This is a genomic window from Romboutsia sp. LXY-2 (assembly GCF_056171995.1).
The window spans coordinates 48,367-72,356 of record NZ_JBKFGI010000001.1 but is presented as its reverse complement, the minus strand read 5'-3'; the positions used below and the strand labels follow the sequence as shown (position 1 = coordinate 72,356).

The 23,990-nt window shown below is 27.5% G+C and carries 25 protein-coding genes and 1 riboswitch; of the genes, 23 read left to right on the top strand and 2 right to left on the bottom strand.

The window, feature by feature from the left end; all coding sequences use genetic code 11:
* Window positions 1-73 precede the first annotated feature (73 nt).
* Window positions 74-910: an alpha/beta hydrolase gene (locus ACI48P_RS00345; RefSeq protein WP_475212337.1), complete on the bottom strand. Its 837-nt coding sequence runs from the start codon at window positions 908-910 to the stop codon at window positions 74-76.
* Between the two features lie 161 nt (window positions 911-1,071).
* On the opposite strand from ACI48P_RS00345, the gene ACI48P_RS00340 reads away from it, so the two are divergent.
* From ACI48P_RS00340 to ACI48P_RS00300, 9 genes are all read left to right on the top strand, one after another.
* The gene (locus ACI48P_RS00340) at window positions 1,072-1,329 is read left to right on the top strand and encodes a hypothetical protein (RefSeq protein WP_475212336.1); all 258 of its coding nucleotides are present in this window, start codon (window positions 1,072-1,074) and stop codon (window positions 1,327-1,329) included.
* A gap of 53 nt (window positions 1,330-1,382) precedes the next feature.
* Window positions 1,383-1,498, top strand: a riboswitch (FMN riboswitch).
* Window positions 1,499-1,747: 249 nt separating this feature from the next.
* Complete coding sequence (gene ribD, locus ACI48P_RS00335) at window positions 1,748-2,863, top strand: bifunctional diaminohydroxyphosphoribosylaminopyrimidine deaminase/5-amino-6-(5-phosphoribosylamino)uracil reductase RibD (RefSeq protein ID WP_475212334.1); 1,116 nt, start codon at window positions 1,748-1,750, stop codon at window positions 2,861-2,863.
* Window positions 2,848-3,501: a riboflavin synthase gene (locus ACI48P_RS00330; RefSeq protein ID WP_475212332.1), complete on the top strand. Its 654-nt coding sequence runs from the start codon at window positions 2,848-2,850 to the stop codon at window positions 3,499-3,501. The genes ribD and ACI48P_RS00330 overlap by 16 nt, the downstream gene beginning before the upstream one ends.
* A 107-nt stretch (window positions 3,502-3,608) precedes the next feature.
* On the top strand, window positions 3,609-4,805 hold the full coding sequence (locus ACI48P_RS00325; RefSeq protein ID WP_475212330.1) for a bifunctional 3,4-dihydroxy-2-butanone-4-phosphate synthase/GTP cyclohydrolase II: 1,197 nt from the start codon (window positions 3,609-3,611) through the stop codon (window positions 4,803-4,805).
* 94 nt (window positions 4,806-4,899) lie between these two features.
* Window positions 4,900-5,361, top strand: coding sequence for a 6,7-dimethyl-8-ribityllumazine synthase (gene ribH / locus ACI48P_RS00320; protein WP_475212328.1), 462 nt, complete (start codon window positions 4,900-4,902; stop codon window positions 5,359-5,361).
* Window positions 5,362-5,740: 379 nt separating this feature from the next.
* A complete protein-coding gene (locus ACI48P_RS00315) occupies window positions 5,741-6,799 on the top strand; it encodes a helix-turn-helix domain-containing protein (protein WP_475212326.1) in 1,059 nt (352 codons plus the stop codon).
* Window positions 6,800-6,869: 70 nt separating this feature from the next.
* Window positions 6,870-7,052, top strand: a complete 183-nt coding sequence (locus tag ACI48P_RS00310; protein ID WP_475212324.1) for a hypothetical protein — start codon at window positions 6,870-6,872, stop codon at window positions 7,050-7,052.
* A gap of 230 nt (window positions 7,053-7,282) precedes the next feature.
* Window positions 7,283-8,095, top strand: coding sequence for a MerR family DNA-binding transcriptional regulator (locus ACI48P_RS00305; protein WP_475212322.1), 813 nt, complete (start codon window positions 7,283-7,285; stop codon window positions 8,093-8,095).
* A 61-nt stretch (window positions 8,096-8,156) separates the two neighbouring features.
* Entirely contained in the window at window positions 8,157-9,503 is a 1,347-nt protein-coding gene (locus tag ACI48P_RS00300) for an MATE family efflux transporter (protein ID WP_475212320.1), read from the top strand.
* Window positions 9,504-9,562: 59 nt separating this feature from the next.
* Here the strand turns inward: ACI48P_RS00300 and ACI48P_RS00295 are convergent, their stop codons facing one another.
* Window positions 9,563-10,069: a GNAT family N-acetyltransferase gene (locus ACI48P_RS00295; protein WP_475212318.1), complete on the bottom strand. Its 507-nt coding sequence runs from the start codon at window positions 10,067-10,069 to the stop codon at window positions 9,563-9,565.
* 165 nt (window positions 10,070-10,234) lie between these two features.
* On the opposite strand from ACI48P_RS00295, the gene ACI48P_RS00290 reads away from it, so the two are divergent.
* The 14 genes from ACI48P_RS00290 to ACI48P_RS00225 all read left to right on the top strand — a co-directional run bounded on the left by ACI48P_RS00290 (window position 10,235) and on the right by ACI48P_RS00225 (window position 23,854).
* Window positions 10,235-12,598 (top strand): UvrD-helicase domain-containing protein, encoded by a 2,364-nt coding sequence (locus ACI48P_RS00290; RefSeq protein WP_475212315.1) that lies wholly within the window; start codon window positions 10,235-10,237, stop codon window positions 12,596-12,598.
* Window positions 12,599-12,616: 18 nt separating this feature from the next.
* Window positions 12,617-13,084 (top strand): hypothetical protein, encoded by a 468-nt coding sequence (locus tag ACI48P_RS00285; protein ID WP_475212313.1) that lies wholly within the window; start codon window positions 12,617-12,619, stop codon window positions 13,082-13,084.
* 123 nt (window positions 13,085-13,207) lie between these two features.
* Entirely contained in the window at window positions 13,208-13,855 is a 648-nt protein-coding gene (locus ACI48P_RS00280; protein WP_475212311.1) for a hypothetical protein, read from the top strand.
* Between the two features lie 89 nt (window positions 13,856-13,944).
* Window positions 13,945-14,175 carry a hypothetical protein gene (locus tag ACI48P_RS00275; RefSeq protein WP_475212309.1) on the top strand — a complete coding sequence of 77 codons (231 nt, stop codon included), beginning with the start codon at window positions 13,945-13,947 and terminating at the stop codon, window positions 14,173-14,175.
* A gap of 231 nt (window positions 14,176-14,406) precedes the next feature.
* On the top strand, window positions 14,407-15,672 hold the full coding sequence (locus ACI48P_RS00270; protein ID WP_475212307.1) for a SulP family inorganic anion transporter: 1,266 nt from the start codon (window positions 14,407-14,409) through the stop codon (window positions 15,670-15,672).
* Between the two features lie 363 nt (window positions 15,673-16,035).
* Window positions 16,036-16,962, top strand: a complete 927-nt coding sequence (metA, locus tag ACI48P_RS00265; RefSeq protein ID WP_475212305.1) for a homoserine O-acetyltransferase MetA — start codon at window positions 16,036-16,038, stop codon at window positions 16,960-16,962.
* A gap of 126 nt (window positions 16,963-17,088) precedes the next feature.
* On the top strand, window positions 17,089-18,015 hold the full coding sequence (locus ACI48P_RS00260; protein WP_475212303.1) for a metal ABC transporter substrate-binding protein: 927 nt from the start codon (window positions 17,089-17,091) through the stop codon (window positions 18,013-18,015).
* On the top strand, window positions 18,012-18,818 hold the full coding sequence (locus tag ACI48P_RS00255) for a metal ABC transporter ATP-binding protein (RefSeq protein WP_475212301.1): 807 nt from the start codon (window positions 18,012-18,014) through the stop codon (window positions 18,816-18,818). Before ACI48P_RS00260 ends, ACI48P_RS00255 begins: the two co-directional genes overlap by 4 nt.
* Window positions 18,818-19,630, top strand: coding sequence for a metal ABC transporter permease (locus tag ACI48P_RS00250; RefSeq protein ID WP_475212299.1), 813 nt, complete (start codon window positions 18,818-18,820; stop codon window positions 19,628-19,630). The genes ACI48P_RS00255 and ACI48P_RS00250 overlap by 1 nt, the downstream gene beginning before the upstream one ends.
* A 116-nt stretch (window positions 19,631-19,746) precedes the next feature.
* Window positions 19,747-19,947: a hypothetical protein gene (locus tag ACI48P_RS00245; RefSeq protein ID WP_475212297.1), complete on the top strand. Its 201-nt coding sequence runs from the start codon at window positions 19,747-19,749 to the stop codon at window positions 19,945-19,947.
* 318 nt (window positions 19,948-20,265) lie between these two features.
* Window positions 20,266-21,675 (top strand): AmmeMemoRadiSam system protein A, encoded by a 1,410-nt coding sequence (gene amrA / locus ACI48P_RS00240; protein WP_475212295.1) that lies wholly within the window; start codon window positions 20,266-20,268, stop codon window positions 21,673-21,675.
* Window positions 21,668-22,576: an AmmeMemoRadiSam system radical SAM enzyme gene (amrS, locus tag ACI48P_RS00235; protein ID WP_475212293.1), complete on the top strand. Its 909-nt coding sequence runs from the start codon at window positions 21,668-21,670 to the stop codon at window positions 22,574-22,576. Before amrA ends, amrS begins: the two co-directional genes overlap by 8 nt.
* A gap of 31 nt (window positions 22,577-22,607) precedes the next feature.
* Window positions 22,608-23,402 (top strand): putative ABC transporter permease, encoded by a 795-nt coding sequence (locus ACI48P_RS00230; protein ID WP_475212291.1) that lies wholly within the window; start codon window positions 22,608-22,610, stop codon window positions 23,400-23,402.
* A gap of 140 nt (window positions 23,403-23,542) precedes the next feature.
* Complete coding sequence (locus tag ACI48P_RS00225; protein ID WP_475212289.1) at window positions 23,543-23,854, top strand: hypothetical protein; 312 nt, start codon at window positions 23,543-23,545, stop codon at window positions 23,852-23,854.
* Window positions 23,855-23,990: the final 136 nt, after the last annotated feature.

Genomic DNA, 23,990 nt, shown 5'->3' with positions numbered 1-23,990 from the left:
CTTTGATTTTCAGGACTTATTTTATCTGGATAAGTACCATTTGTAGTTGGAGGTGCAGAAAATTCTTTATTACTTAGTACTGAATTAAATCCATTATGATTAGCTCCAAATAAGTAAGACCTAGAGGTTTTTTTCTTTCTGAATCCTTTTTTAATATATCTTCATATAAATCAGCTCCTGCATGTATAACATCTCCATCATACTCAGAAACAATGATTGATGACTTAACATCGGGAAAATTATTAATAATAGCGTTGTAAGCAGGTGTTACGGCTATAATACCTTTAATAGATTTTGATCCATTTTCAATTTGGTTTGAGGTAATTTTAAAGACTCCAGAACCTGCCACTGAATGGCCTATTAATCCAATATTATCTAGATCTACTTTATCTTTTAAATCATATCCATAGTCCATACTACTACCTTCATCTGCTAATTTTAACGAATTTAAATGCTCTTGAAATAAGGTGATTAATCTTTCGTTTTCTACAGGCTCACCATATTCAAATGTATAGTTTATTGATGAATCTATAGAAATTCCTATAAAACCATTTTTAGCTAGATTTTCTACTAAATATTTAAAGCCATCTTCAAAATCAGTATTTTCTTTATCGCTATGACATCCATGAAAAACAAATACAACAGGCGCATTATTTTTTATATCTTTTGGGATTGCAATTATTCCTTCTTTATCAAAGGGGATAGTTTTTCCTCTCTCTTCAAATGTTTTTGAGCCTAAATTAAACTTTTTGACATAAATATCCTTTGTGTTATCCATTGTAGATTTTATCTCGTAGCGTATTTCTTCTGGTTGTTCTTTAGAAGAACTATTTTCAAAAGAACAACCAACTAATATCATGCTTAAAATTATTATCATTAGCGTAGGTTTTATTAACTTTGATATTAACATATCTTTTTAATCTCCTTATAATATACTTATAAAATATAATTACATATATTAGACGTTTTAGTTATTTAATTAGTTTTAAAATATTTATAAAGGTTTTACTAATTAATTAAATATATAGTATGTCTAAGATTATATGTATATAAAAGGTTGGGGATGAAATAATGATTTATTCAAAAAAAGAAAAAGAATTAATTAAGAAAAGAATAATAGTGTTATTAGGAGAGAATGGGAATATGAAATACTCAGAAATTACAGAGATAATTCTTAATGAAAATCTAGCAAGGACACATCATGTAGTTGGACAAATTCTACAAAATGGATGTAAAGATGATGAAAAGTTTAAAGGTGAAGATTTATTTTTAAACCTAAAATTTGGAATGTGGGGACTTTCTGAGAATTGTAAAGAAAATCAAAATTAATAAAAAATAGTTGACAAGTTATTCTACAATAAATACAATGAGAATATAACTTAATAAGTCTTCAGGGCAGGGTGAAATTCCCTACCGGCGGTAAAGCCCGCGAGCCAATATGGCATGATTCGGTGAAACTCCGAAGCCGACAGTAAAGTCTGGATGAAAGAAGATGATTATAAAAATAACTAATTTTATTTAGTGTTGTTTTGTATATCTAGCTCTGGAATATTTTATATTTCAGAGCTTTTTTTATTAATTCTAATAATCTGTGGAATATTAAATAAGGTTTATGCAACTTTAAATATCAGAGTATTATGAATTTTAAAATACAAAACATTATTAGTTAGAAGTTAAAGCCCTGAGATAATTCTTAGGGCTTTTATTTTGTTTAATTAATTTGAATATAATTGGGAGATGAAAATATATGCATGAAAAATATATGGAAATAGCACTTGAGCTTGCCAGATGTGGAAAAGGAAAAGTAAGTCCGAATCCTATGGTTGGAGCAATAATAGTTAAGGAAGATAAGATAATTGGTAAAGGATATCATATGAAATATGGAGAGAATCATGCGGAAATTAACGCTTTAGAAAATGCAAGTGAAAGTGTTGAAAATGCAACTATGTATGTTACTTTAGAGCCTTGTTCACATTATGGTAAAACACCTCCATGTGTAGACTCAATAATAAAAAATAAAATATCAAAGGTTGTAGTAGGTAGTTTAGATCCTAACCCATTAGTTAGTGGTAATGGAGTTGAAAAACTAAGAGAAAATAACATTGAAGTGATAACAGGAGTATTAGAAGAAAAATGTATTAATCTTAATGAAGTATTTATGAAATATATATCAACAAATAAACCCTTTGTAATAATGAAATGTGCAATGTCGCTTGATGGAAAGATTGCAACTAGCTTCGGTGAATCAAAGTGGATTTCTTGTGAAGAATCAAGAAAAGAAGTGCATAAGCTAAGAGGAGAAGTTATGGGGATAATGGTAGGAGTAGAAACAGTTATTAAGGATGACCCACAGTTAACTTGTAGGATAGGCGATTTAAAAAGCCCAATAAGAATAATTGTAGATACTAATTTAAGAATTCCTATTAAGTCAAAGGTGATTACTAATTTAAGCATATCAAAAACAATAATAGCAACGACTAATAATGCTAATAAAGAAAAGATAGATTTACTTAAAAACAAAGGCGTGGAGATATTAATATGCAATACAAATAATGAAAAAGTAGACTTGGTTGATTTAATAGAAAAACTAGGAAAATTAAATATAGATAGTATATTACTTGAAGGTGGTGCAACACTTAATTACTCTGCACTAGAAGCAAATATTGTAGATAAAATTCAATTTTATATTGCACCTAAAATTATAGGAGGGTTAAATTCTAAGACACCAGTTGGAGGTATGGGGATAGAATTTTTAAAAGATGCTTATAAGGTTAAATCTCTAAATACAAGGATGATAGGTGAGGATATATTTATTGAATGCTATATAGATAAGGAGATGAAAGTTACATGTTCACTGGCATAGTTGAAGAAATTGGAAGTATTGAAAAAATAAATAGAGGTCAAAAATCATCAAAACTAACTATAAAAGCAAATAAGATACTTGAAGATGTCAATCTTGGAGATAGTATTTGTACAAATGGAGTCTGTCTTACAGTAACAAATATATCTAATAATAGCTTTGATGCAGATGTAATGGCAGAGACTTTAAGAAAAAGTAATTTGGGATATTTAAGCGTAGGTAGTAAAGTTAATTTAGAAAGAGCATTAAATTTACAAAGAAGACTAGGTGGACATATAGTTAGCGGTCATATAGATGGGGCAGGTCAAATAGTTTCAATAGAAAGAGAAGATAATGCATTTTGGGTAAGTATTAAAGCGCCTTCAGATATTTTGAGATATATAGTTTATAAAGGCTCTATTGCTATTGATGGGATAAGCTTAACAGTTGCTTATGTAGATAATGAGATTTTTAAAGTTTCAATTATCCCACATACAAAAGATGAGACAACACTACTTAGCAAAAATATTAATGATACTGTGAATTTAGAATGTGATGTATTAGGTAAGTATGTAGAAAAGTTGTTAGGTCTAAAATCTGAAGCTAATAAAAAGGAAAGTTCAATAACAGAATCATTTTTAAGAGAAAATGGATTTTTCTAAAAAACTTAGTATAAAGAATTGCAGTAATAAAAATTAATTGATTAAGTGGCAAAAATATAAAAAATAATTAAATAGATATTTATATAAATGAAAAAGGAGAGAGGGAAATGTTTGAATTTAATACTATTGAAGAAGCTATAAAAGACATTAAAGAAGGTAAAATGGTTATTGTTGTTGATGATCCAGACAGAGAAAATGAAGGTGACTTATTAATGGCAGCAGAAAAAGTTACACCAGAGGCTGTAAACTTTATGGCAACTAATGCTAGAGGTCTAATATGTATGCCACTAGAGGAACAAAGACTTAAAGAGTTAAACTTTCATCAGATGGTAGCAAACAATACTGATAACCATGAAACTGCATTTACAGTATCTGTTGACCATATAAATACTGACACTGGAATATCAGCTTATGAGAGAGCATTAACAATGAAAAAAGTATTAGAAGAAGATGCTAAGGAAGATGATTTTAGAAGACCAGGTCATATTTTCCCACTAAAAGCTAAGAAAAATGGTGTTCTAGAAAGAATAGGTCATACAGAAGCAGGTGTAGATTTACCAAGACTTGCAGGATTAAAGCCAGCAGGAGTTATATGTGAAATAATGAATGAAGATGGAACAATGGCAAGAACTCCTCAGCTTATGGAATTTGCAAAGAAACATGGTCTAAGGATTGTTACTATAGCAGACCTAGTAGAGTATAGAAGAAAAAAAGAAAAATTAGTGGAAAGAGTAGTAGAAACTAAAATGCCAACAAAGTATGGTGAATTTACAATGTATGGCTTTGTAAACAAATTAAATGGGGAACATCATGTTGCCTTAGTAAAGGGAGATATTAGTAAAATAGATAGCATTCTTACAAGAGTCCACTCAGAGTGCTTAACAGGAGACGCCCTAGGTTCTCAAAGATGTGATTGTGGACAACAATATGATGCTGCCATGAAAAAAATAACAGAAGAAGGTTGTGGAATATTACTTTATATGAGACAAGAGGGAAGAGGTATTGGCCTTATCAATAAATTAAAGGCATATGCTCTTCAAGATGAAGGTTACGATACAGTAGAAGCAAATCTTAAGTTAGGATTTGCTGAAGATATGAGAACTTATGATATAGGTGCACAAATATTAAAGGATTTAGGTGCTAAAAAGCTTAGAATAATGACTAACAATCCTAGAAAAATAGATGGACTAGAAGAATATGGAATAGAAATAGTTTCAAGAGAGCCTATTCAAATGAATCATAATGAATACAATGAATTTTATTTAAAAACTAAGCAAGAAAAACTTGCTCATATGTTAGTATAGAAAAACTTTAGATATAAGTAAAAATATAAAAAATAAAGCTTAATATTAAGCATTATAAATAAATTAATAAGCATAAATTTTGGAGGGAAGAAAAATGAGAATAATAGAAGGAAATTTAGTAGCGCAAGGATTAAAAGTAGGTATAGTAGCAGGAAGATTTAATGAATTTATAGTTTCAAAGTTGGTAGGAGGAGCATTAGATGGACTTAAAAGACATGGTGTAGAGGAAAATGATATAGAAATAGCATGGGTACCAGGAGCATTTGAAATACCGTTAATTGCTCAAAAAATGGCTAGTAGTGATAAATATGATGCAGTAATATGTTTAGGAGCAGTTATTAAAGGATCAACTCCTCACTTTGATTATGTATGTGCTGAGGTTAGTAAAGGGGTTGCTTCTGTTTCACTAGAATCGAAAAAGCCTGTAATATTTGGTGTTTTAACTACTGATTCTATAGAACAAGCTATAGAAAGAGCTGGAACTAAGGCTGGAAATAAGGGATATGATGCAGCTGTAACAGCCATCGAAATGAGTAATTTATTAAATCAATTTTAATATGTTGTAGCACTAAAATTTTGCGAGTAATCGGCGCTCCGGTGTGAATATATAAGTTCTTAGCCATGCAGACCAAGGGCGGGTCTGCGAATGGCTAGGGAACTTATATATTCACACCTTCGCTGGATTACTCGCAAAATTTTTTAGTTTATACAACTTTAAATTTGATTTTATATGGGTGGGGGTATATAAAGGCCAAAAGTAAAAATATTAATAATTACATATTTGAAAAATTTTATGTTTTATAAATTATTAAGTTAAATTGCTACTTTACCTGTGGTAAATATTTTTTGAAGAATAGTTAACTGCCTCTCCATTGTGGGATGGGGGTTTCGTAAGTATAATTAAGTTATTAATATAAATGACTGGAGGAAATACTATGAAATTACCTATTGGTAGTGTTATATATAATTTAAGAAAGAGTAAGGGGATTACTCAAGAGAGTCTTGCTAGTGCAGTTGGGGTTTCTACTGGGGCTGTTTCTAAATGGGAAAATGGTCTTGCTTATCCGGATATTACTTTGTTATCTCCTATTGCTAGGTTTTTAGGAACAAGTGTTGATGGTCTTTTGGAGTTTGAAGCTAGTTTATCTCAAGAGGAGATTATAAATATTTATAAAGAGTGTTGTGATAAGTTTATGAATTCTTCATTTGATGAGGCTATGGATTTTTATAGAGATTACATAAGGCAATATCCAACTAACTTACATCTAAAATTTAGGTTAGGAAGTATGTTACAGCAATATATTATGTATGCTGGTAATGAAGAAAATATAGAAAAAATGGTTAGAGCTTCTATTGATTTAATGATAGATTGTACAAAAAGTGAAGAAATCGAGGTTAGAGAAGCATCACTTGCAATGCTTGGAAGTTTGTATATGATGGTTGAAGAACATGAGAAAGCTATAGAATATGTTGAAAAAATTCAAAAACCTATTTTAGATCCTAAGATAATGTTGTCTTCTATATATTATGTAATGGGGGAAAAAGAAAAATCTAAAAAGATTGATCAAGAATGTTTATTTGGTAAAATAAATGAATTACAAAATATAATACTAAGTTTATCTAAAACTGCTAGAGGTGAAGAAAATTATGAATATGCACTAGAATTAGCAAACATACATAAAAAGATAACTGAAATATTTGAATTACCTCATTTAATGCACCAAACTAATTATATAATATTTGCTGATATATATGCAAAAATGAAGGATGAAAATATGACTTTAACTTATTTAGAAAAGATAGTGGAAAATAAAAATAATATAACAGAACCAATTGATATATCAAAAATTAAGTTTTTTGATAAGCTAACAACTACTAATGCAATGTTTTCAAAGGAATATCTAGAAAAAAATATTAGTATGCTTATTGAAGACAAGTCTTATGATTTTATAAAACACACAGAACGCTATAAATTATTATTAGAAAAAATATAAGTCAAATATTCTAATTTATAATATGTAAATTCTAAAATAATCTATAATAAGATATATAAAGGTGGATATTATGGATACTTTAAAAAAAGGAACAAGCTTTTATTGTGGTGCTTTGTTATGGCTTGTAAACTCAATAATATGCTTCAAATCACATGTACCTGTGTTTAAATACGGAAATAATATTTTATGGGCATATATATCTTTATTAGCATCAATAATATTTTTTATAAAGGGATATAACAAAAACAAATAAGATTAAATTATTTAAAGCACTTAAAAATATTTAAGTGCTTTTATAATGTCAGCAAGTAACATATTGCTAGTCATATATACTTATATACTTTAAACTGTAGTATTAATCTAAATATTTAAAATAAGGTAATCATTAGTAATTATTAAGATTATAGTATATAATCATTAAATGAATAAATCATAGGCAATAATATTATATTACTCTTATGATTATATAATTTGGAGGTTAGTATGGAATGGTATTTGTCAGTTGGGCAGACTAGTAAGTTTTTTAATATTTCTTCAGAAACATTAAGACATTACGATAGAAAAGGAATTTTAAAACCAATAATAGATGAGAATAATGGCTATAGATACTACACATGGAAAGAGATGGAGATTCTAGACCTTATACTAGAAGGTAAATATCTGGAGATTCCACTAAAAGATATAAAGGAATCTTTAGATAAAAATAGTGCTCAAGGTCAATTAGATTTAATGGAATATCAAGAAAAAGTTATAGAAGAAAAAATACACCATCTTGAAAAAATTAAGAAAGGCGTTAAGGAGAGGAAGCAAATTTTAAACGAAATATTATCTTTTAAAAACAATTATGATTTTGACACTTTAAAAATAGTAGAAAGAAGCAAGACCATATTATATATTCCAATAGGTCATGTAGCAAATAATAAGGTAAAACAAAAAGATTCAACATTAAGAAATATGTATTTAGAAGAATGGCTACAAATATATAAAATAAACAATAGAAATGAAATATATGAAGATACTAAATTTTTTGGAATATATGATAATAAAACAGATAATTTAGAGCTTTTATCTGAAAATATTAGTAAGTCTAAGGATTATAATAATAAATTTGTAGAAGTAAAATTTTATGGTAGCCTAAATAGTATAGAAGAATATATAAAAGCTATAGTAAATTATTTTTACAAAGATATTAGCATTATAAAAGAAGATATAGATATTGCAGTTAAATACATTTGGAATATATACAATAAGGAAGAAAGCAATTATTTAGTGGAAATTTCAATACCTATAAATTAAATAAAATTCCTATTGACCTTTGTGTAACACAAAAGTTTATAATTTACTCGAGGTGATAATAATGACACAAGATTTTTTAGGAACAGAAAGGCTAAGTAAATTATTTATAAAATTTGCAATACCAAGTATTATAGGTATGATATTTATAGGTATTCAAGGAATAATAGATGGAATTTTTGTAGGAAACCTTGTAGGAGGGAATGCATTAGCAAGTGTAAACTTAGCACAACCATACGTTCAAATAGTAATGGCATATTCACTTATTATAAGTGTTGGTGCACAAAGTATTATTGGAATTAATTTAGGTAAAAATAACAAAAAAAAAGCGCAAGATATTTTTAAGACTGCAGTTATAATAGTTGTTGGTATTTCTATATTAATATTAGTTTTTGGAGTAGGATTTAGTGAACAAATAGCTAGATTTTTAGGAGCTAATGAGGTATTGCTTACAGGTACAGCTACTTATATAAGATACTTATCTTTTTTCACAGTATTTTTATCAACAATGTTTTTATTTGATTTATCTGTTAGAAGTATAGGTAAACCAAATATTTCACTAGTATCTATGATTATATCAGTGCTACTAAATATAGTATTAGATTATATATTTATAAAAGAACTTAATTTAGGAATCAAAGGTGCGGCACTAGCAACAGGAATGTCATATTCTATTGCATTTTTTATAGAAATTATTCCATTTTTAAAGAAAAAGGAAGTTATAAACTTATTTAAAGGGAAGTTTGATAAAAATTCAGTAGTGCCTATGGTTTATAATGGTTCATCAGAAGGAATTTCTTCAGTGGCTACAGCATTATCAATGTTTTTATTTAACACAGCTCTTATGAAAATAGCAGGAGAAGGTGGAATAGCAGCATTTTCAATAATAAACTATATATCACAAATAGGGTATATGATATTATTTGGAATATCTGATGGTGTAAGACCTATAATAAGCTATAATTATGGTGCAAAAAATGAGAAAAGGTTAAAAAAATTATTAAAAGCATCGATAATAGTAAATCTTATAATTGGTTTAATAATATTTGTTATTTTAAGTATGTTTAGTGAATCGTTAATTTTAATATTCTTAAAAGACGGTAAAGATGTGCTAGAGCTTGCTACAAATGGTGCAAAAATTTATGGATTAACATTCTTATTTAATGGTGTAAATATTTTCGTATCTGGATACTTTACAGCAATAGACGACGCAAAATCTTCAATAATAGTAGCAACATCAAGAGGTATAGTATTTATATTAGTAGGTATTTGTACACTACCATATATCTTTGGAATAAATGGAATATGGGGAACAACTGTATTTGCTGAAGTTGTTACATTATTAATGTGTATTAAATTATTAAAAAATAATCATGAGTTAGTATTAAGTAATCAAAATGAGTGTATTTAAAATAACGTGATTTAAAATATATAAGCAAAACGGCTGTATTATTATACAGCCGTTTTTTATTAATACTTTTTAAAATTAATACCTAAAACCTCAACTTCATCTTCTTTATTCAAAATATCTGTATAATTTTTCCTAAGTTGTATTAAATTTAAGTGATCAAAACCACAATCACTATATAATTGTAAAGCTCTTGTATTTCTAGGTACTACATCTACAAACATAGAAATAACTTTCTTTTCTATCATTATTTCATCTAATTTTGCTAAAGCTTTTCGTCCTAAACCATTGCCTCTATATTCTTCTATAATAAATAAGTCTTCTAGCCAAGCGACATTTTGACCTCCAAACTTAATATAAAAGAATCCAACAGGCTTATTATCTAAGATTATATTATAAACTTCACCATCTAATAGCCATTCATGTAATAATTCTTCAGATTGATCATCATTTTGCCAATATTCTTTAGGTGAATTATGTAAATCTCTATGAAAATTCGTTAGTTCGGTAATCATTTTAACAGTTGCATAAAATGAAGATATGGATACTTCTTTAATTATAATATTCATATATATCACCCCTTAAAAAGTAAAATTATAATTTCAATATTATTTCCATAACATTATTGTAATAATAATAAATATGCGTCGCTACAACATAATAGGATATACTATAATATTTAACACAAATATAATATAATTATAGAAAATAAATAATTAGAGAGAAGTATGATTATGAATAAATTAGTAACAGATAACTTTATTAAAAACTTGCCATTAGGTAAAAAGGACACTATTCTAGCTAAAATAGATAAGTTTTTTGATGAACTAAAGCAAAGTAATAATGAAATAAAAAATATTTCTAATAGTTTTTCTGTAAGAAAAATAAAGGGAAATAGTGAACTGTTTAAGTTTAGAGTAGATAGGTCAAATAGAGTAATATTTACATTTGCTTCAAAAATAAAAGAAATAAGGGAAGAGTTTAAAAATAACAATTATATAATCTTATTAGATTACTGTAATCATGATAACCAAATTACTAGAGCTAGAAATTTAGGGCTTAATGTTAATTTCTTAAATATTGATAAAGAAGAAGAATTTGAAGAAATAATTGATGAAAACTACAAAACATATAACTACAATCCTGATGATACTATTACTAGAGTTGTAGATAATCAAAGTTTAGTAGAACTTCTTAAAGAAGATGAGAAAAATGCGATTTACTATCTTAATGAAGAACAAAATGATTGTCTAAGAAGTGATCTTACACCATTATTTTTATTTGGTAGTGCAGGCAGTGGAAAAACAACTGTTGGTGTAAATAAAATATACTCATTATACAAACAAAATAATATTGAAATAGGATACTTTACATACTCAGCTTTATTAAAAAAAGATACTAGTAATATGTTTAAATATTTAATTGAAAAAAAAGGAAGTAGCTTATACAATAGCAAAGTTGACTTTCAAGAAGTAAATAAATATTTAAAAGATAAGTGTAACAAATCTTCTTTTGTAAAGTTTGAAGAATTTAGAGAATGGTTTGAAAAAAATATTACTAGAAGTAATAATTATAGTAAAGCTAAACTTTCGGCAATAGATGTATGGAAAGAAATTAGAGGAATCATTAAAGGAATGATCGGAATTGATTGGTGCACTGATGTTAGAATTAGTGAACAAAAGCTTTTAAACAGAGACATATATATAAACCTTTCAAAAGAATATTCTATATTTGATGAAGAAGAAAGAATTTTAATTTATGAAATTGCCTTAAAATATCAAGAGTATTTAGAACTAGAAAATAAATTAGATGAAAATGATATGACTAGGTTAGTTATTGCTAAACTAGAAGCTAAAAAATTAAAAAAATATGACTTTATATTAGTAGACGAAATACAAGATTTAACTGAAAAGCAAATATATCTTATTTATAATTTAGTTAAAAACTCAAGAAATGTACTTTTTAGTGGTGATTTTCATCAAACTATAAATCCTACATACTTTAACACAACAAGAATAGAAAGTTTGTTAAAAATCTATAATCCTTCTGATAATTTTAATAAGAAAATATTAAATACTAATTATAGAAGCAGTAAGGATATAGTAGATTTATCAAATAAGATAGCAGACTTAAGAATAGATAAGCTATATAAAAACAAAAGAAATGATTATATAGAAAAGCCTATAAGAGATAATACAGAAAAACCTTTTATATTAAAAGGTGATATTGATGATAAGCTAAAGTTACTTAATATGGTAAAGGATCGCCACTATGTAGCTATAGTAGTTTGTGATGAAGAGGATAAAAATAGATTAAAGTATGACTTAGAAATTGAAGAAAACGTATTTACTGTAAGTGAAATAAAAGGTATAGAAAAAAAGTACATAATTTGTTACAACATAATTTCAAAGTATTACAAAGTATGGGAAAAAATATTAAAGGGAATAGATTATGACAATCATTCTTTATACAGATATTATTTTAATATGATGTATGTTGCTATTACGAGGGCTAGAGATTATATTACTTTTTTTGAAGATAAAAATGTTGATTTTTTCTACGATAATATTAAAGATTATATACAAATTGAAGATAAATTTAATGAAGATGCTATGATGTTTGACTATATATCTAGTGAAGATGATTTCTATGATGAAGGATTGTATCTAGAATCAAGAAGAAAGTATGAGCAAGCAATATCACAATACAAAAAATCAAGCCATAAAAAAGTAGATGTTTGTATTAATAGATGTAAGGCCTTAATGATTAGAGAAGAAGGTAAATACTTTGAAGCTGGAGGAAAACTTCTAAAGATTAAAGAGTATTCACTGGCATCGGAATGTTATAGAGAAGCACAAAGCTATAACAACTTGCTAAAATGCTTAGTATTAGGTAGCAAAAGTTATGAAGATATATTATATGAATTTGAAAATATTAGTATTAACCCAATAGAGCTTATGTTAAGTGAAAAATCAAAGGCAGATTGGGTAGATAAATTCTATAATTTGTATGAAGAATATTTATCACAAAAAATTCATAAAAATAATGAAAATATAGAATTAATAAAAGCTACAGTTGAATCAATACAAAATAGGTAAATAAGACATGGAGATAATATGAGTGAAAATAATATATTAAAATTAATAGAAAAATTTGAAGAAACATTAAATAATACAGAAAAGCTAACAGATATAATGATGGGACTAGAAGGAGCACTTGGAAGCTTAGATAGTTCAATAAATGAAGTTTATGAACTTACTAAGGTAGAGGAAATAACAAAAAAGTCTTTAGAACTAGTATCTTCATTAGATAACATAAAGAGCACACAACTTAATATAAATAGAGAATATGAAAAATTATTAAATCTAAAGCTTTACAAAGAAAATTTAAAGGAAGATATTAAAGAACTAAAAGAATACTTAATTAGCTTTGAAGATAATATGAATTTAAAAATCGAAAATAGTGTTGAAGAAATAAGGGAAGACATAAATAAAAATCATATAGAAATAGAAGAAAATCAAAGAAAACTTAAAGAAGAACTCTTATTAGAAATAAAAGAAATGCTAGAGTCTAACAATAAATAAAAATATAAAAAGTTATATTAAAAAAACTAAGAACATTTAAAACATAATACTATACAAGTTGTTTTATAAACAAATGATAAAATTTAAAACTTAAAAATAAATTTTATTATGTTGGGGGTTTGTATGGATAGTCTACCTATGAAAATAAGTGAACTTAAGAAAAATCTTATGGACATTAATATAGTAGCTATTAAGAAAAATAAAGCAAAACCTATAAAAATCAACTCTGATGATCAGAAATATTTGTATTTACAGTGTGAATATAACTACCTTATAAAGTTAAAGCAAAGGATAAAAAAATATATAAGGGAAAATGAAGATGAAGAGACAATACTAAAAATGACTGAGGATAGATTAAAAAAAATTACTTGTATAGCTGTTAAGATTGAAAAAAATAAATGTGACATAGGTTTACCATTAGAAATAAAGGTACTAAGTGGAAATGACTGTAGTGCATTTTTAAACTGTACATACTATAACAATTTATACGGAGGAAGATTATACCTAAATGACTTTAGATCCTCAAAGCCAAGACAAGGTTATGGAAGCTTAATATTGGATAATTTAGATGAATTAATATTAAGCATAAATAAAGCTATGATTAAACTAGGATATGAGGAAGTAGTATTATTAGAAGGTGTAATGATAGCAAATACTAATATTATTAGCAGTGAAGATTTAAGAAAGTTATATATAAAAAACAACTTTGAGATAGATGACAAAAATCATATAAGAAAATTTTTAACGCAAGAAACATGTAAAACTTTGTAAAAAAACAAAAGATAAAAACCTATATTTGTGTTACAATTTATATACACTAGGTAGTTTGGAAAGTCTTAAGATAATAGGAGAGTGGCCAGATGAAAATAGGTAAATTTAAATTTAATAACACTAATTTAGAATTTCTTATAAATGAAGCATGGAAAACCAAGAAAGTATTGGCTATAAAATATAAGGGTACATTTTTGGAGAACTACATAGAATTAATAGATAAACAAGAAGATAATATTGATTCAGATATATGTGTTATAAGTGCAGATTTTCAAACAAAAGAAGAATTTAATAGTTTTATTGAAAAATGTATTTTTTAAGCTTAGGAGATTTCCTAAGCTTTTTTGATGGTGTGACCGGCATAGGCAACATTTACATAAAATAATCATAAACACATTATACCACTAAAAATTATAAACAAAGATAGTTTGTAAACTAATTATATGTAAAGTATTAGATTTCTAACAATAAAAGGAATAATTTTTTTGACTTTATTAAAAAGGAGGAGTATTATGTAAAAGGACGAAATTATTTGGAGGTGAAAATAGAACATGTCACCAAAGTTATTTACAATGTTTAAGCAAAATCAATTAAGTGGTGAACAAGTAAGAAAAGATATAGTAGCAGGTTTTATAGTAGCAATAATTGCACTACCATTATCAATAGCACTTGCTATATCTTCAGGTGTGTCACCAGAAAAAGGTCTTATCACTGCAATATTTGCAGGATTTATCATATCTTTCCTTGGAGGAAGTAAAGTACAAATAGGAGGACCAACAGGAGCATTTGTTGTAATAGTTTATGGTATTGTTAAGACTCATGGAGTAGATGGTCTTATAATAGCAACGATTATGGCAGGTATACTTCTTGTAATAATGGGTCTTTTAAAATTTGGAAATCTCATAGAACATGTTCCTCATACTGTTACAGTAGGTTTTACTAGTGGTATAGCAGTAACTTTACTTATAACTCAAATCAAAGATTTATTAGGTCTTAAAATAAACGATGTTCCAGCAGAAGCTATAGGAAAAATAGAAAGTTACATACATAATATTAATACTTTTGATATGATGACTTTCATAGTAGGTATAGCATGTATACTAATAATGATATACTGGCCAAAGATAAATAAAACTGTGCCAGCATCTATAATAGCATTAGTGCTTTCGACGGTAGTTGTAAATGTATTTAATTTAAACGTAGATACTATAGGAAGTGTATACACTCACATATCAGCAAGCATACCAATGCCAAGTATACCAAGTGTTAGTATGGACAATATAGTATCCTTAATACAACCAGCTATAACGATAGCAGTATTAGCAGCAATTGAATCATTACTTTCTTGTGTAGTATCAGATAAGATGATAAATGATAAACATGATTCTAATATGGAACTAGTATCTCAAGGTCTTGGAAATATAGTATCAGCTTTATTTGGAGGAATACCTGCAACTGGTGCAATTGCAAGAACTGCAGCTAACGTAAAAAATGGAGGAAGAAGTCCCATATCAGGTATGGTGCATGCAGTAACTCTTCTTTTAATAATGGTAGCTTTAATGCCACTTGCAAAGATGATACCAATGACAGTATTATCCGCAATATTAATCATAGTATCTTACAATATGGGTGAGTGGAAAGAAATGAAGGAAATGATGAGTTTACCTAAAAAAGACGTCATAGTACTTTTAGCTACATTTATCTTAACAATAGTATTTGATTTAGTTATAGCAATAGTTGTTGGTATGACTATACATATTGTAGCTAATATAGTATTTAAAAAGAAAGAAAATAGCAAAATTGAACATGTAGCATAAATTAAAAAACACTACCTAAACTTTAGGTCGTTGAAAATACAATTTCATTATTCGAGTCAAAAAAACGTAGATTATCTCATCTACGTTTTTTACGCTTAAGGATATTATAATACTTCGAATTATGTGGATAACTTCTGAACATAAGTAATATCGATAGACTGGTTTTGAGAGTAAAAAAAGATTTTGAGCAACTGACGAAGTCGTTGGCGACATGAAGTGATTCGCAGACGTAGTCGCTCAAGCGAAGCGAATTTTTTATTATTATATAGTTTATTTTATATAAACAAAGAAAAGTAGAACTATGCTAGAATATATTTTAAAATAATACAGACATTTCAACTTTAATTATTTAGGGGGATAATTATGCCAATAAAAATACCAAAAGAACTACCTGCTTTTGATCTTTTGTCAAATGAAAATATATTTGTTATGAATATAGAAAGAGCAAACACTCAAGATATTAGACCGCTTAAAATCGCAATACTTAACTTAATGCCATTAAAAATAGATGCAGAAAATCAACTTCTTAGATATTTATCAAACTCACCACTTCAAGTAGAGATAACTTTACTTCAAACTAAAAGTCATACATCTAAGCATACACCAATAGAGCACCTTGAAAAGTTTTATAGCTATATTGAAGATGTAAAAAATGAAAAATTTGATGGTTTAATTATTACCGGTGCCCCAGTAGAACAATTAGATTTTGAAGAAGTAAGTTATTGGGATGAGCTTAAAGATATTATGGGTTGGACAAAAGAAAATGTATTTTCAACAGTACATATATGCTGGGGATCTCAAGCTGCACTTTATTATCATTATGGAGTTAACAAATATCAATTAAAAGAAAAGTTATTTGGAGTATATCCACACTGGGTTAATAATCAAAATGCAGATTTAACAAGAGGTTTAAATGATATATTCTTTGCACCTCACTCTAGACATACAGATATTAAGAAAGAGGATATAGAAAAAGTAGAAGAATTAGAAATACTTGCTGAGTCAAAAGAAGCTGGTGTATTTATAGTAGCTACAAAAGATAGAAGACAAATATTTATTAGTGGTCACTTAGAGTATGATAGAGATACTTTAAAAGAAGAGTATTTAAGAGATATTAATAAGGGATTAAAAATTAGTGTACCAGAAAACTATTTTAAGGATAATGATGCTAATAAAATGCCATTAGTAAATTGGAGAGCTAGTGCCAATATAGTATTTGGTAATTGGCTAAATTATTGTGTTTATCAAAATACTCCTTATAATATAAATGATATACATACTAATATGTAAAATATAGGAGGTGTCTAATACTTAAAGGTGTTAGGCACTTTTATTATTTTTAAAATATTAAGTGGTATTTGAAATAAAAGTTATTAATATAATTTATAGATGAAATAAGCTTGAAAGGAGATTATTATGAAGAATAAATTTATTAAACTTATCTTATTAAGTATAGTAATGGTTTCTCTTTTAACAGGTTGTAGCTCTTCTAAGGAAACTGTTAATATAGATACAAATGAAAAGTTAAAAATAGTAACATCTTTTTATCCAATGTATATATTAACTTCTAATGTGGCTAAAGATATAGATAATGTAGAAGTGATAAATTTGACAAAGCCATATACAGGATGTTTACATGACTACTCTATTACAACTAATGAAATGAAGATACTTGAAAATAGTGATGTATTTGTAATTAATGGAGCAGGTATGGAGTCTTTTATGGATAAAATAATAAAACAAATGCCTAAGCTAAACATTATAGAAGCAAGTGAGGGAATAGAATTATTAGAAGCAGGTTGTGATGAAAACAATGAAGAAAACCATGAACACAATGTTAATCCTCATGTATGGTTAAGTATTTCAAAAGCAATTGAACAAGTAGAAAACATTGAAAATATGCTTTCTAATTATGATAAACCGAATAAAGATAAATACAAGAAAAATGCTAAAGAGTACATTGCTAAGCTAGAAACTTTAAAAGAAGAGATGCACAATTCACTAGATAATATTGAGGACAAAAATATTATTACATTCCATGAATCATTTCCATATTTTGCAGAAGAATTTGACTTAAATATTGTTGGAGTAATTGAAAGAGAGCCTGGTTCACAACCAAATGCAAAAGAACTTCAGGAAACTATAAAATTGATTAAAAGCTTAGACGTAAAAGCTATATTTACAGAACCACAATATCCAGCTAAAGTAGCAGAGACTATATCAAAAGAAACAGGTGTTAAAATTTATACCCTTGATCCAATTGTAACAGGAGAGATGGATTTAGATTCTTATATTAATATAATGGAAGAAAATTTAAAAACCTTAAAAGAGGCGTTGAAATGATGAAAAATAATACTTTAAAGACAGTTTCATGTAATAAATGTAGTTGTGGACTATGTTGTACTTGTATTGATCACTTAAGTGTAAAAAAGGGAGATAATGAAATCTTAAAAGATATTAACCTTCATATACATTGTGGAGAACTTACTGCAATAATAGGCCCAAATGGTGCAGGGAAAAGTACTTTATTGAAAGCTTTAATTGGCGAAAATAATTATATGGGCAATTTAACTTTTACAGATGGGAACAAAGAGTTATCTCGAAAACCGGTAATAGGATATGTGCCTCAAAAACTAGATTTTGAGCAAAGTTCACCTATAAGTGTATTAGATTTATTTGCAGCGACTCAGACACAAAGGCCAGTCTATTTAGGATACTCTGATAAGATAAAAGGAAGAGCATTAAGAAGTTTAGAAAGAGTTCAGGGCGAAGATTTAGTAAATAAAAGAATAGGTGTATTATCAGGTGGGGAGCTTCAAAGAGTATTATTAGCATTAGCACTTGAACCTATTCCAGATATACTACTTCTTGATGAACCTGTGTCAGGAATTGATCAAAATGGGCTTAAATTATTTTATAGAACAGTATCTAATTTGAGAGAAAACTATGATTTATCAATAATACTAGTATCTCATGACTTTAATATGGTATATAAGTATGCAGATACTGTTGCATTTTTAAATAATAAAACAATAGAATGTTTTGGAAGTCCAAAAGAAATCTTTAACAGTGAGAAAGTAATAAATACCTTTGGACTTCAGTGGAATAGATACCTATCAAAAGACATAGAAGGGAGCATAAAATAATGGGCATGTTTGAGTGGTTACAATATGATTTTATGAAAAATGCTCTTCTTGGTATATTATTAGTTACTCCTATGTTTGGACTCCTAGGCACTATGGTTGTAAACAATAAAATGGCATTCTTTTCAGATGCACTAGGTCATTCGGCTTTAACAGGAATAGCTGTTGGAGTAATGTTTGGTATTGATAATCACTTATTTTCAATGCTTGGTTTTGCACTTATATTATCAATAGCTATATTAAAGGTAAAAAACATAAATACAGCTTCTATGGACACAATTATTGGCGTGTTCTCATCAGCTTCTGTTGCTCTAGGAATAGTAATATTATCTTTTAATGGTGGTTTTAATAAATACTCTATATATTTAATAGGAGATTTATTAAGTATAGGTAACGTTGATATTATAATGCTTGGAATATTATTTATAATAGTAATTGGTATTTGGATAACATGCTTTAATAAATTTTTGATAGTAAGTGTAAATAATAGTTTTGCTAGAAGTAGAGGAATTAATGTTAAGATTTATGAGCTTGTATTTACAATATTAGTTGCAATAGTTGTGACTGTATCAATACAATGGGTAGGTATACTTGTTATAAGTTCAATGATAATATTACCTGCAGCTGCAGCTAGAAATATTTCTGTAAATATGAAACAATACCATGTATATTCATTATTAATAGCTACAATATCAGGAATAAGTGGTTTAATACTATCTTATATTTATGGATGTGCTACTGGAGCAACTATTGTATTAATATCTGCACTTTTCTTCTTATTTACATACATTGTTAGCTATAGAAGAATTAGATGACCAATTCAGATATTTAAAAATGTAAAATTATAATGTGATAATTAATGAATATATAGTAAAAATATTGATATAATGATAAAATATATAAATCACATTATAATTCGGAGGTAAAGAAAATGGCTACAATGTATTGTCCAAAATGTATAGTAGAAGTAATGGATTTAATAAACCATGAAGAAGGTACTGATTTTGAAATATTAAATGAAGGTACTGAAAATGAAACAAGAGAAGAGTTTGAGTATGTAGTAGATACATATAAGTGCCCAGAATGCGGTCATACTGTTGAAGACTACATGGAAGAGGAAGACGAAGAGTAAGAATAGTATAACGTTGATTAAAATTACAAAAAATGATATACTAGAAACAAAGTTAATTAAAACTAAAATTAATGAATTATTATCTTAGCATAAATTGTTGGATGGTAATACAAGGGTACATAGTAGATTTATAGCATTTAACCGTTTAATGCTATAATTTAACCTCAAAACATAACAATTTTAATACTATGTACCTAGCACGATAGCTTGCCTATCGTGCTTTTTTGCGTATAAGCGAATTTTTTTTATGCGATAATGAATTACTATTTAACATATACTAAAATCGAGTAATACTAAAAAGAATAGTAAGGTGATGATATGAAAGGATTTTATTTAATGCCCCACCCTCCCCTTATGATACCCGACGTAGGGAGAGGCCAAGAAAAAATGATTCAAGACACACTAGAAAGTTGTGAGCTAATAGGAAAAGAAATTAAGGATATGGATGTTGAAACCATAATAATAGTAACACCTCATGGAACAATATTTAGAGATGCGGTAGCTATGGTAACTAGTAATAGATTATGTGGTGATTTGAGCAAATTTGGTGTTAGTGAAGTGAGCATGGATTTTGAAATAGATAAAGAACTTACAGATTCAATAATTAAAAATGCAAGTAATAAAGGCGTGCTAGTTGCTAAACTTGACGAAGATACATCTAGAAGCTACAACATAAAAATAGAACTAGATCATGGTGCAATGGTTCCTTTATATTATATTGGTAAGTACAAGAAATATAAACTAGTTCATATTACTTATGGATTATTATCCAAATTAGAGCTTTACAAATTTGGTATGGCAGTTAGTGAAGCAGTGAAAGAGTGTGGTCATAATGCTGTATTTATAGCATCTGGAGATTTATCACATAGATTAAAAAATGATGGACCATTTGATTATAGCCCATATGGTAAAAAATTTGATGAGCAACTTATGAATATTTTATCAAAGGGAGATATGGAAAAATTATTTAATATTAATCCTATAATGATAAAAGAAGCTGGAGAATGTGGTATGAGATCTTTATACATTCTTGCAGGAGCTATGGATAGCTTAGATATAAAAGGAAAAGTATTAAGCTATGAGGGTACCTTTGGAGTAGGATATGGTGTTGTTAAGTTTGAAAGCAGCTATGATGAAAAGGATAGCCTTTATAATAAGTTGATAATTAATAATAGAAAAATAAAAACCGATAAATTATCTTCTGGAGATATTTACACTCAACTTGCTAGAAGAAGTTTATATTATTATTACGACAATAATAAACCAATGGATATTGAGAATAGCTTATCAAAAGAGTTACAAAATGTAAGGAGAGGTGTTTTTGTATCCTTAAAAAAAGAGGGAGACCTAAGAGGTTGCATAGGAACAATATCTCCAACAACAAGTTGTGTAGCCGAAGAAATAATTAAAAATGCAATAAGTGCAGCAACATCAGATCCTAGATTTTCAAAAGTAGAATATAATGAACTACCAGAATTAGATATATCAGTAGATGTTTTATATGAACCAGAAATATGTACTAAAGAAGATTTAGATGTTAAGGAATATGGTGTAATAGTTACTTGTGGCAATAGAAGAGGATTATTACTACCAAATTTAGAAGGAGTTGATAAAGTAGATTATCAACTTTCTATAGCGCTTGAAAAAGGCTCGATATCTAGAGATGAAAATTATATAATAGAAAGATTTAAGGTTGAAAGACATAAGGAGAATAATTTAGATGATTAAAGAAGCTCTTTATTACGAAAAAATAGATGAAAATAAAGTTAAATGTAATTTATGTCCTCATTACTGTATAATAACATATGATAAAACTGGAATATGTATAGCAAGAAAAGCAGTTAAAAATGAAAATAAAGAACTAATATTATCTACATTAAATTATGATGCTATAACTTCTGTTTCAATCGATCCTATAGAGAAAAAGCCTTTGTATCATTTTCACCCTGGAAATAATATACTATCAATAGGTTCCTTTGGTTGTAATTTTAAATGTTCATTTTGCCAAAATTACAATATTTCACAGCAACAAGTAGATTATAAAAGTGTAAGTGTCGATGAACTGGTAGATATAATTATAGAAACGGAGAATAATTTAGGTATAGCATTTACATATAATGAACCATTTATATGGTATGAATATGTTTTAGATGTTTCTAAATTATTAAAAGAAAAAGATCCTGATAGGAAGGTTGTTTTAGTAACAAATGGTTATGTAAATAAAGAGCCTTTAGAAAACTTACTTCCATACATTGATGCGATGAATGTAGACCTTAAAGGTGATGATAACTACTATAAATTGTTGTGCAAAGGAAGAATTCAACCAGTATTAGATACAATAGAGATTGCGCATAAATATGGATGTCATATTGAAATAACTACACTACTAGTGACTAAAGAAAATACTTCAATTGAAACGTTAATGATTATTAGAGATTTTATAGAAAAACTTGATAAAAATATACCTCTACATATATCTAGGTATTTTCCTAGGTATAAACTAGATAATAAAGCAACCGATTTGGATGTAATGAAACTTGCATATAGGACCCTAAGAGAAAAGTTAAATATTGTTCACGTGGGAAATGTTTCGATAGATGAGTTAAAGTATATTAAAGGCGATTGTTAAACAAAATTTTATAATATAGGGGCGAATTATTATGAAAAACTTATGTACATACATTATGTATTTTTTCATATATAGTTTTTTTGGTTGGGTATGTGAGACTGTTTATTGCTCTGTTGGAGGCAGGAAGTTTGTAAACCGAGGTTTTTTAAACGGTCCTATATGTCCAATTTATGGTTTTGGGGCTTTGTTTGTTGTACTAGTGCTTAGAAGTTATAGTAATAATATATATATATTGTTTATTTATGCTATGATAGGGACTTCTATTCTTGAATATTTTTCATCTGTAGGATTAGAAAAAATGTTTCATGCTAAATGGTGGGATTACTCTTGTAAATTTTTCAACTTGCATGGAAGGATTTGTTTAAAAAATTCTATATTATTTGGATTAATGGGAGTATTACTAACAAAGGTAATTCACCCTAGGATAAGAGAGTTAGTACGTTTAATACCAGGAAAAGTAATATACTATATAGCAATAATTTTAATTTTATGGATGATAACAGAACTTATAACAACTATTAGTTCACTAAATAAGCTTGGTAAAAAGCTTGAAGGGCTAGGTCAAGTAAAAACTGAACTAGAAAAGATAGATATAAGATTAGATAAATATGATAGTGAAGAATTAAGAAGAATAATTAATGAGCTAAGAAATAATGATAATAGATTAAAAAATAAATTAGAAGAAATTAGCTATAAAATATCTCAGATAAAATCTAAAAATAAAATTCAAAAAAGACTTTTCAATGCATTTCCAAATATGAAGCATAAAAAACATCATGAACAATTACAACATCTTAAAGAATTACTTAGGGAAAAAACAAAGTAAATATTTAATATCAAAATGAATCTATTAATTATGTAACCTAAATAAAACGTTTATCATATATTTATTGTAAGATAGTGTAAACTATTGAAGCTTTATCGATATTGTTAATTTGATATATGATGTATTGGAGATGGTAAGAAGTGAAAAAAGAAATTGAAAAAAATGTAAAGAAGGTAACCGATCCAGTAAAAAAAGTTACTAAACCGGTAGAAGATGTAGGCAAAGAAGTACTAAATGGAGTAGGTAATGTAGGTAAAGAAGCATTAAAAGGTGTAGGAAATGTAGCAGGTGAAACTATTAAAACAGTAGGTAACGTAGGTAAGGACGTAGTAAGTGGAGTAGGGAATGTAGCTGGAGAAACTATAAACACAGTAGGTAACGTGGCTAAAGAAACTTATAAAACTGGTAAGAATGTAGGAAAAAAAGTAAAAGATAACGTTAAAAAATCATAATCTATTAAAGGAAGCTATCTCGATGTAGTATATTTGAGATAGCTTCTACTATTTATAATATAATTTAAATTATAATATGACCAAATAAAATATCAAAGTTATAAGATAATATAGATTGTGTAATGTAAAAAATAAT